We start from the raw sequence: 1,101 nt of genomic DNA, 5'->3' as shown, positions 1-1,101 counted from the left end.
ACAAGAACAATACCCACATACGAAAAGAGGCGCACATCATGAAGTATAAGATGAAACAGAAACAGAATCAACGGATTACGCGAATTACAGAAGATACGTTAGTCATTGGAGCAGACATTGCCAAAAAGATTCACGTAGCTAGAGCGGTAGATTTCCGTGGCATTGAATTAGGAAAAGACTGCGTGTTCCACAACGATCAGGAAGGGTTAACGAAGCTAGTAACATGGATGAAAGAACTTCAGGAGGTTCATCTGAAAACGGACATTGTTTTCGGAATTGAGCCTACCGGGCACTACTGGTTTCCGCTAGCTGCTTTTCTGGAAGCTCGAGATATCGAGATCGTCATTGTGAACCCGCATCATGTAAACAAGAGCAAGGAAATTGAGGATAACTCGCCGACGAAGAGTGACTATAAGGATGCCAAAGTCATTGCAGATCTCATTCGAAACGGGAAGTATTCGGAGCCCAAATTGCCGGCGATGGAATATGCCGAATTACGCATCCTCATGAATTTCCGTGAGAAGGTTATGGTGAGTTTAAACCAAGTCAAGGCCCGTGTGCATAACTGGTTCGACCGCTATTTTCCAGAGTATTTGAGCGTGTTTAAAGATTGGGAAGGCAAAACTTCCTTGATGACAATGCGCCAGTTTCCGACACCGGAAGAGATCGTCTCTACAGGCGCCAGAGGCGTTCTCGCACACTGGAGAACGGAAGTGAAGCGTGGAGTCGGTATCAAGAGAGCGGAAAAGCTCTTTGCGACAGCCGGGATATCCATCGGGCTTACCCAAGGGTTACGAGCTGCGAGACTGGAGCTTCTGAGCTTGCTCGACCAGGTTGAGCTTTTCTCTAAACAGGTGGAAACGACCATGAATCAGGTCATGGACATTTTGAGTGAGATCCCGGGAACAACGCAGATGTTGAATATACCAGGCGTTGGCGCGGTTACCGTTGCAGGATTTCTGGCTGAGGTTGGCGATCTGAGTCATTACGACCACGGACAACAAATCATCCGGTTGGCGGGCTTGAATTTAAAAGAAAATAGTTCTGGTAAGCGTAAGGGTAAAACTGGCATTACCAAGCGTGGACGATCTCGACTAAGAG

General features: G+C 47.2%; 1 protein-coding gene. It reads left to right on the top strand.

All coding sequences use genetic code 11. The features are described from left to right. Nucleotides 1–38: 38 nt before the first annotated feature. Nucleotides 39–1,101 (top strand): IS110 family transposase (locus D829_RS0117870; RefSeq protein WP_017688399.1); only part of this gene is annotated, 1,063 nt, incomplete at its 3' end.

Source organism: Paenibacillus sp. PAMC 26794 (assembly GCF_000316035.1).
Taxonomy (GTDB): domain Bacteria; phylum Bacillota; class Bacilli; order Paenibacillales; family Paenibacillaceae; genus Paenibacillus.
This window is presented reverse-complemented; position numbering and strand designations above follow the sequence as displayed.